Origin of the sequence: Flavobacterium sp., from assembly GCF_040402835.1 — a bacterium.
In the GTDB taxonomy this organism is placed as follows: Bacteria; Bacteroidota; Bacteroidia; order Flavobacteriales; family Flavobacteriaceae; genus Flavobacterium.
Genome location: NZ_JBBALW010000002.1, coordinates 136,198 through 143,126, shown reverse-complemented (window position 1 = coordinate 143,126; position 6,929 = coordinate 136,198). Strand labels below are relative to the sequence as shown.

The 6,929-nt window shown below is 32.9% G+C and carries 8 protein-coding genes; 1 reads left to right on the top strand and 7 read right to left on the bottom strand.

Features of this window, described 5'->3' with window-relative positions; genetic code table 11:
• Positions 1-4 precede the first annotated feature (4 nt).
• The 4 genes from AC9UEH_RS01630 to AC9UEH_RS01615 form a co-directional block, all read right to left on the bottom strand.
• Positions 5-418 carry a hypothetical protein gene (locus tag AC9UEH_RS01630; RefSeq protein WP_509527841.1) on the bottom strand — a complete coding sequence of 138 codons (414 nt, stop codon included), beginning with the start codon at positions 416-418 and terminating at the stop codon, positions 5-7.
• A gap of 12 nt (positions 419-430) precedes the next feature.
• Complete coding sequence (locus AC9UEH_RS01625) at positions 431-1,468, bottom strand: NADP(H)-dependent aldo-keto reductase (protein WP_509527840.1); 1,038 nt, start codon at positions 1,466-1,468, stop codon at positions 431-433.
• 94 nt (positions 1,469-1,562) lie between these two features.
• Entirely contained in the window at positions 1,563-2,525 is a 963-nt protein-coding gene (locus AC9UEH_RS01620) for an OmpA/MotB family protein (RefSeq protein WP_509527838.1), read from the bottom strand.
• Between the two features lie 24 nt (positions 2,526-2,549).
• Positions 2,550-3,311 (bottom strand): exodeoxyribonuclease III, encoded by a 762-nt coding sequence (locus AC9UEH_RS01615; protein ID WP_509527836.1) that lies wholly within the window; start codon positions 3,309-3,311, stop codon positions 2,550-2,552.
• A gap of 144 nt (positions 3,312-3,455) precedes the next feature.
• Between AC9UEH_RS01615 and AC9UEH_RS01610 the strand changes: the two genes are divergently transcribed.
• A complete protein-coding gene (locus AC9UEH_RS01610; RefSeq protein ID WP_509527834.1) occupies positions 3,456-5,270 on the top strand; it encodes a lysophospholipid acyltransferase family protein in 1,815 nt (604 codons plus the stop codon).
• Positions 5,271-5,338: 68 nt separating this feature from the next.
• On the opposite strand, the gene AC9UEH_RS01605 is transcribed toward AC9UEH_RS01610, so the two are convergent.
• The 3 genes from AC9UEH_RS01605 to AC9UEH_RS01595 are packed head-to-tail and all read right to left on the bottom strand — an operon-like array spanning position 5,339 to position 6,869.
• A complete protein-coding gene (locus AC9UEH_RS01605) occupies positions 5,339-6,145 on the bottom strand; it encodes a M48 family metallopeptidase (protein ID WP_509527833.1) in 807 nt (268 codons plus the stop codon).
• On the bottom strand, positions 6,145-6,576 hold the full coding sequence (locus tag AC9UEH_RS01600; protein ID WP_509527831.1) for a magnetosome magnetite crystal formation protein family: 432 nt from the start codon (positions 6,574-6,576) through the stop codon (positions 6,145-6,147). Before AC9UEH_RS01600 ends, AC9UEH_RS01605 begins: the two co-directional genes overlap by 1 nt.
• A complete protein-coding gene (locus AC9UEH_RS01595; protein ID WP_509527853.1) occupies positions 6,573-6,869 on the bottom strand; it encodes a DUF2752 domain-containing protein in 297 nt (98 codons plus the stop codon). The genes AC9UEH_RS01600 and AC9UEH_RS01595 overlap by 4 nt, the downstream gene beginning before the upstream one ends.
• Between the last annotated feature and the right edge of the window lie 60 nt (positions 6,870-6,929).

Below are 6,929 nucleotides of genomic sequence, written 5' to 3'. Positions count from 1 at the left end.
TAATTTATTTATCAAACAAATATACAAAAATATGAGCAATTACGGATATACATTTATTTTTATATTCAATTACGGCTTCATTGTCTTTCAAATGGAAATTTTTAGTAGCAGTTGCTGAAGTTTGGAATTCTTGAAAGATTGCATTATAGTGAAATTTGGCTTTGAATTTAGTTTCATTTACTTGAACGAATTCGGTTTCCAGATTTTTATAAAATATTTTTTCTATACGAACATTGCTTCGCAGTGGTTTTTCAAACTCAATAATAAATACTGTTCCACTGCCGCTTTCCATTCTTCCGCTGGTCCAATTTTCAAATGTTATTGATTTTATTTCTTGTGGCATTGCGGCATAAAATAAGTCCTTTGATGCGTTGCATGAAAGTAAATTTATAAGGAAAAGGAAAACTATTTTTTTCATTTTACAAATATATTAGGGCGCTGGATTTGGAAGTATGCTTTGAATTTTATCAATTTCCGAAATTATATTTTCATTAAGGGAAACACCAATTGTATTTATATTTTCTTTTAATTGATTTAAATTTGTTGCTCCAATAATGGTACTTGTGACAAAAGATTGATGTGCTACAAAAGCCAATGATAATTCGGTTAATGTAAGTCCAAAATCAAGTGCAATTTCGTTATATCTCTTCGTTGCTTCTCTAGTATTTTCTCCGTTGTAACGCACAAATTGTGGAAATAAACCAATTCGAGAGTTTGGATGAGTTGCCCCATTTAAAAATTTACCTGACAATACACCAAATGCCATTGGGGAATAGGCTAACAAGCCCACATTTTCGCGATGACATACTTCGGATAAACCCACTTCAAAACTCCGATTTACTAAAGAATAGGGGTTTTGGATGGTTGCCATTCTTGGTAAATTATGTTTTTTACTTTCTTCTAAAAAGCGCATTAATCCCCACGGAGTTTCATTGGAAACCCCAATATTACGAATTTTTCCTTGACTAATTAGCCCTTGTAAACATTCCAACACCGATTGAAAGTTGTCTTCCCAAGCGTCTTCTTGCACTTTAAATCCAAGTGTTCCAAACATATTAGACTTGCGTTCTGGCCAATGCAATTGGTATAAATCTATATAATCTGTTTGGAGGCGTTGCAAACTTTGCTCTAATGCAAATGTGATACTTTTAGGTGAAAAGTCGTTTTTATCCCGCATGTATGTGAAGTTTGGATTAGGGCCAGCGATTTTTGTGGCTAAAATTATATTTTCTCTATTGCCACTTTTTTTGAACCAAGTTCCAATGATTTTTTCAGTGCTTCCATACGTTTCTTTTCGTGCTGGAACGGAATACATTTCAGCAGTATCAAAAAAATTGATGCCGTTTTCAAAAGCATAATCCATCTGAGAATGTCCTTCGGCTTCTGTATTTTGTTCTCCAAAAGTCATCGTTCCAAGACAAATTTTACTGATTTTTGTTTTGGTATTTGGTAAAGTTGTGTATTTCATAGTTAAGGGGAAAGTTATAATGTTACAATTAGATAAAGTAAAAAGGCTCAAAGTATAACTCTGAACCTTTGAACCTTTTTACTTTGAACTTTTTTTATAAATCATTCAACATTTTGGAAATTTCATCTAATTTTGGCGTCAAAATAATTTCAATTCTACGGTTTTTAGCTTTTCCTTCAGGAGTATCATTGCTCATTAAGGGCGCAAATTCACCTCTTCCCGCAGCAGTTAAATTTTCTTTTTTAACCGATTTGTTTTCTGATAAAATGTTAACAATAGCTGTAGCTCTTTTGGTAGAAAGATCCCAATTATTTTCAATTTGTCCCACAGCACCGCCAAATTTATCGATATCAGTATGCCCTTCAATTAAAACGGCGATGTCTGGATTTTGAGCCAAAACGGTTCCAACAGCAATTACCGCTTTTTTACCTTCTGAACCCACAGCCCAACTTCCTGATTCAAAAAGCAACTTGTTTTCCATAGAAACATACACTTTTCCATCTCTTTGATTCACGGTAAGTCCTTTTCCCTCAAAGGCTTTCAATGATTTTGACAAGGCGTCTTTCAGTTTTTTCATTGCCGCTTCTTTGGCAGCCATGATGCTTTCCAATTCATTTACTCGATCGGTACCTTTTTTCAAATCGGCACTTAACTTATTCAAACGTTCTTTTTCAGCAGCCAATGCTTTTTCTTTAGCTTCTAATTGTGCCAATAACTCCCGGTTTTTAGCCATGTTTTCTTTCAAAGATTCATTGCTGTTTTTTTCTAATGCGGAATAAGATGCTTGTAACGTTTTTAGATTTTTATCTGCGGTAGCAAAATCAATAGCCAATTTATCACGTTCGGATTTGGTTTTGTCATAATCAGATTTCAAGGTAGCATAGTCAGAATCAAGTTTGCTTTTAGCCTTAGTAATGCTGTCGTTTAAATCGGCAGTTCTTCTATTTTCCTTTTTTAAATCTGCAAATTTTGTTTCTAATTCGTTAAAAACTTTCTTAGACACACACGATGTTGCTAAAGTTAAAACTACTATTCCCAATGCGATTTTCTTAATCATTTTTAAATATTTTAAAGGTTAAAATTATTCTAATTCTACTAAAACGGGACAATGGTCAGAATGTTTTGCTTCTGGCAAAATTAAGGCTCTTTTGAGTTTGTCTTTCAAGGTTTCGCTTACCAAACAATAGTCAATTCGCCAGCCCTTATTATTGCCTCGCGAACCTGCTCTATAACTCCACCAACTGTATTGATCGGGTTGTTTGTTAAAAAATCGGAAGCTATCAATGAATCCGTTTTTCATAAATGTGTCCAGCCACGCCCGTTCCTCGGGTAAGAAACCTGAAACTTTAGCGTTGCGAATTGGATCATGAATGTCAATTGCCTTATGGCAAATGTTGTAATCACCACAAATTACCAAATTAGGAATTTCTTTTTTCAACGTATCGATATAATTTTGAAAATCGTCCATAAACATAAATTTATGATCCAAACGATCACTATTTGTGCCTGATGGCAAATACAAGCTCATCACTGAAACGCCATCAAAATCAACACGAAGATTTCGTCCTTCAAAATCCATGTGTTCAATTCCTGTTCCAAAAACAACATTGTTAGGTTTTATTTTCGACAAAATCGCCACGCCACTATATCCTTTTTTGGTTGCGGGATAATAATATTGATAGGGATAACCTGCCTTTTCAATATCGAAAACTGGCACTTGGTCTTCGTTAGCTTTTATCTCCTGAAGGCAAATTACATCTGGATTTGCATGTTGCAACCAATCGATAAAACCTTTGGTAATGGCGGCTCTAATTCCATTTACATTATAGGAAATAATTTTCATTAATTATAATTCAAATTTATATTCCCAAAAGTAATAAAAAACTTGAACGTACAATACAGAAAATACAAAGAAAATCGAAACTCATTTTCATTGGTAACACGAGAATTTTCCTATCTTTGTTTTTCGTTTTAAATAAAATTATAAATGGGTTTAGTTACCGCAAAGGAAGTTTCCAAAGTAATAAATACTGATAAGTACGGAGTTTTCGGTACTTTTTTAGGTTGGTTACTGATGAAGACTTTAAAAATATCTACCCTAAACAAAGTTTATGATAGAAACAAACATTTGAAAGATGTCGCCTTTTTAAATGCCATTTTAGAGGATTTAGAAATTAAATTTGAAATTCCTGAAGAAGATTTAAAACGTTTACCAAAAGAAGGGGCTTATATTACTATTTCAAATCATCCTTTGGGCGGAATTGATGGTGTTTTATTATTGAAATTAATGCTTGAAAGAGAGCCTAATTTCAAGATAATTGCTAATTTTCTTTTGCATAGAATTGATCCTCTGAAAAAATATATAATGCCTGTAAATCCTTTTGAAAACCACAAAGATGCAAAATCAAGCGTAGTAGGAATCAAGGAAACACTTCGTCATTTGCGGGATGGAAAGCCTTTAGGTATGTTTCCTGCTGGAGAAGTTTCTACCTATAAAGATGGTAAGTTAATGGTTGACAAACCATGGGAAGAAGGCGCCATTAAAGTGATTCGAAAAGCACAAGTTAAAGTTGTTCCGATTTATTTCCATGCTAAAAACAGTAAATTATTCTATTTTTTATCCAAAATTGATGACACGTTTCGTACAGCAAAACTCCCGTCAGAATTATTTTCTCAAAAAGATAGAGTTATTAAAGTTCGTATTGGAAAACCAATTTCTGTAAACGAACAAAACGAACATTCAACTATTGAAGAATATTCTGAATTTTTGCGACGTAAAACCTATATGTTGGCAAAACCATTTCAAAAAGAAACTCCTTTTTTACCAACTCCAAATTTAAAACTCCCTAAAAAAGAACCTAAAAAAATTGTAACGGCTGCCTGTCATGAAAATATGGTTTTAGAAGTTGACGCTCTGCGAAGTTCAGATTGCAGATTATTGCAAAGCAAAAATTACGAAGTATTCTTTGCCGAAGCTTCTAAAATTCCAAATATTCTTCATGAAATTGGACGTTTGCGGGAAATAACTTTTAGAGAAGTTGGTGAAGGAACAAATGAATCCATCGATATTGACAAATACGACAAATACTACCACCACATGTTTTTGTGGGATGATGACGCCAAAAAAATGGCTGGTGCCTACAGAATGGGATTAGGTTCTGAAATTTATCCAAAATATGGAATGGACGGATTTTATCTCAATGAGCTTTTTAGGTTTGAGCCTGAATTACATGATATGATGCACAAATCTATCGAGATGGGTCGCGCTTTTATCATTAAAGAATACCAACAAAAACCAATGCCTCTTTTCTTACTTTGGAAAGGAATTATCCATACAACTTTGAGATATCCAGAGCATAAATTTTTGCTTGGCGGCGTAAGTATTAGCAATCAATTTTCAGATTTTTCAAAATCTTTGATGATTGAATTTATGAAATCTAATTTCTATGACCCCTATATTGCCCAATATATACATCCAAAAAAGGCCTTTAAAGTAAAATTAAAAGATGCCGATAAGGATTTTGTTTTCAATGAAGCAGAATCCGATTTGAATAAATTTGACAAAATAATTGACGAACTTGAGCCTGGAAATTTGCGATTACCCGTTCTCATAAAAAAATATATCAAGCAAAATGCCCGAGTAGTCGCCTTTAATGTTGATCCCTTATTTAATAATGCTGTGGATGGGCTTATGTATATTAGAATTTCTGATATTCCAGACAGTACAGTAAAGCCAGTAATAGAGGAATTTCAAGCAGAATTAGAACGTAAATTGGCAGAAAAAGAAGGCCTTGATTTCTAATTGCAAATCATTTAAAAAAAGCTGTAATCTGTATATAGATCCTTTTTATTCGGACGGTGAAATTATATTTATTTTGTTTTTTCGACAATCAATTTTTTATAATTTTCCCAATCTTCGATAGAAATCGTTAGGATTTTTTTATACGTTTTACCTTTTAAATAGTCCAAAATATACTTGGCACGTTCTTCTGATTCAGGATGCGAAGAAATCCAATACAAACTATCGGACATGTCTTTTTGCTGTGCCAATTCAAACATAAAATCGGCTAATGGCTCTGGGTTGATATTCGCTTTCAAAAGATAATCTACGCTTGCCATATCGGCCTCTTTTTCTAAAGTTCTGTCATAAGCTGACGATGTTAACGATTTTAGAATTTCTTTCACAATCACACTCCCTTTTCCGCCCGTAGTTGCAGAAAGCAAAACAGACAAGCCAATTTCTTTAGAAAGTTTTTTCATTACGTGATTGTTTGCAATGTGAGCAATTTCATGTCCTAAAACCCCTTGTAAAGCTTCTTGACTTTTACACTCTTTGATTAATCCGGTATAAACTACTAGGTGACTATTTGGAAGTGCAAAAGCATTAATATCATTATTTACTACAATATGAATTTTCAAGGAATCTTTTTCGATATTATTTTTTTCACAAATAGGCGCTATTAATTTATCTAATGTTTCTGTAATAGAATCGTTAGAAATCACATCGCTTGTTGATGAAATTTCATCCCAAATTAAATCTCCAATTTTACTTTCTGAAGAACTTCGAATTTCTTTAACATGAAAGTAAGAAACAAAATCCACTTGTGAAAGGGTTAAAAACAGTCCGAAAAAGCTTATTAAAATTAAGAATCCTGGAAGTATTATTTTTTTTACCATTACGATTTACATATTAAGTTAGTTACATTTCCAAAAAAGAAAACCTTTACATGTTTCCCTTTTCGAGTTTGAATTGCACAATAAATAGTGGAAATAATTTCTAAAATATTGAATACAATCACGGTGAATAAATAAGCAAAATAATGGTTGGAAGCTTTTTCATCTGTAAAAATTATGGAAATGGTCCACCAAAAACTATAGCTATTGGCAAACAATAAAACTACTTGCGAAAGTAGTGCTTGGGTACAATGCCAGCGTACAAAAAAAGTGCTTTTTCGATTGGCTAAATAGAAAAAAAGCGTGGCTAATAAATTGATAATTGGCAACGGTAACCCAGCAATAACAGCTACTAACGACATTAAATAACTGTTGGATGCCTTTTCGTTTTCGTGTTCCGTTGTAACGTAAGCAAAGGTGTTTTTGTGTTTCATAATCCTTTATTAATATTCCAAATCCAGTTGAGAACCACTAGAATTATTAGTGGTATTGCTATTTTTTTTTGTTTCAGAAGGCATTCCGTTTTATTATAAAAAGTATAAAAGGAGTATTTTTTTAACAGTAAATCAAAAACAATCCAAAAAGGCAAAAATAACATTGAACCACTTACAAATATTCCAAAAGGATTCGTCAAAACAGAAGCTACATAATCTCCCTTAAAAAGAAGTTGTACGGCTCGAGTTGTACCGCAAGAAGGACAGGGATATCCTGTGACATTCTTAATCATACAAACAGAGAATTGATTGCTTTTGGAATAATATAAGTTGTATAATAGATAGATATATCC

Coding starts and splice junctions, on each gene's coding strand:
- AC9UEH_RS01610 (WP_509527834.1), top strand. CDS start 3,456: ATGGGTTTAGTTACCGCAAAGGAAGTTTCCAAAGTAATAAATACTGAT.
- AC9UEH_RS01605 (WP_509527833.1), bottom strand. CDS start 6,145: ATGGTAAAAAAAATAATACTTCCAGGATTCTTAATTTTAATAAGCTTT.
- AC9UEH_RS01615 (WP_509527836.1), bottom strand. CDS start 3,311: ATGAAAATTATTTCCTATAATGTAAATGGAATTAGAGCCGCCATTACC.
- AC9UEH_RS01620 (WP_509527838.1), bottom strand. CDS start 2,525: ATGATTAAGAAAATCGCATTGGGAATAGTAGTTTTAACTTTAGCAACA.
- AC9UEH_RS01625 (WP_509527840.1), bottom strand. CDS start 1,468: ATGAAATACACAACTTTACCAAATACCAAAACAAAAATCAGTAAAATT.
- AC9UEH_RS01595 (WP_509527853.1), bottom strand. CDS start 6,869: ATGATTAAGAATGTCACAGGATATCCCTGTCCTTCTTGCGGTACAACT.
- AC9UEH_RS01600 (WP_509527831.1), bottom strand. CDS start 6,576: ATGAAACACAAAAACACCTTTGCTTACGTTACAACGGAACACGAAAAC.
- AC9UEH_RS01630 (WP_509527841.1), bottom strand. CDS start 418: ATGAAAAAAATAGTTTTCCTTTTCCTTATAAATTTACTTTCATGCAAC.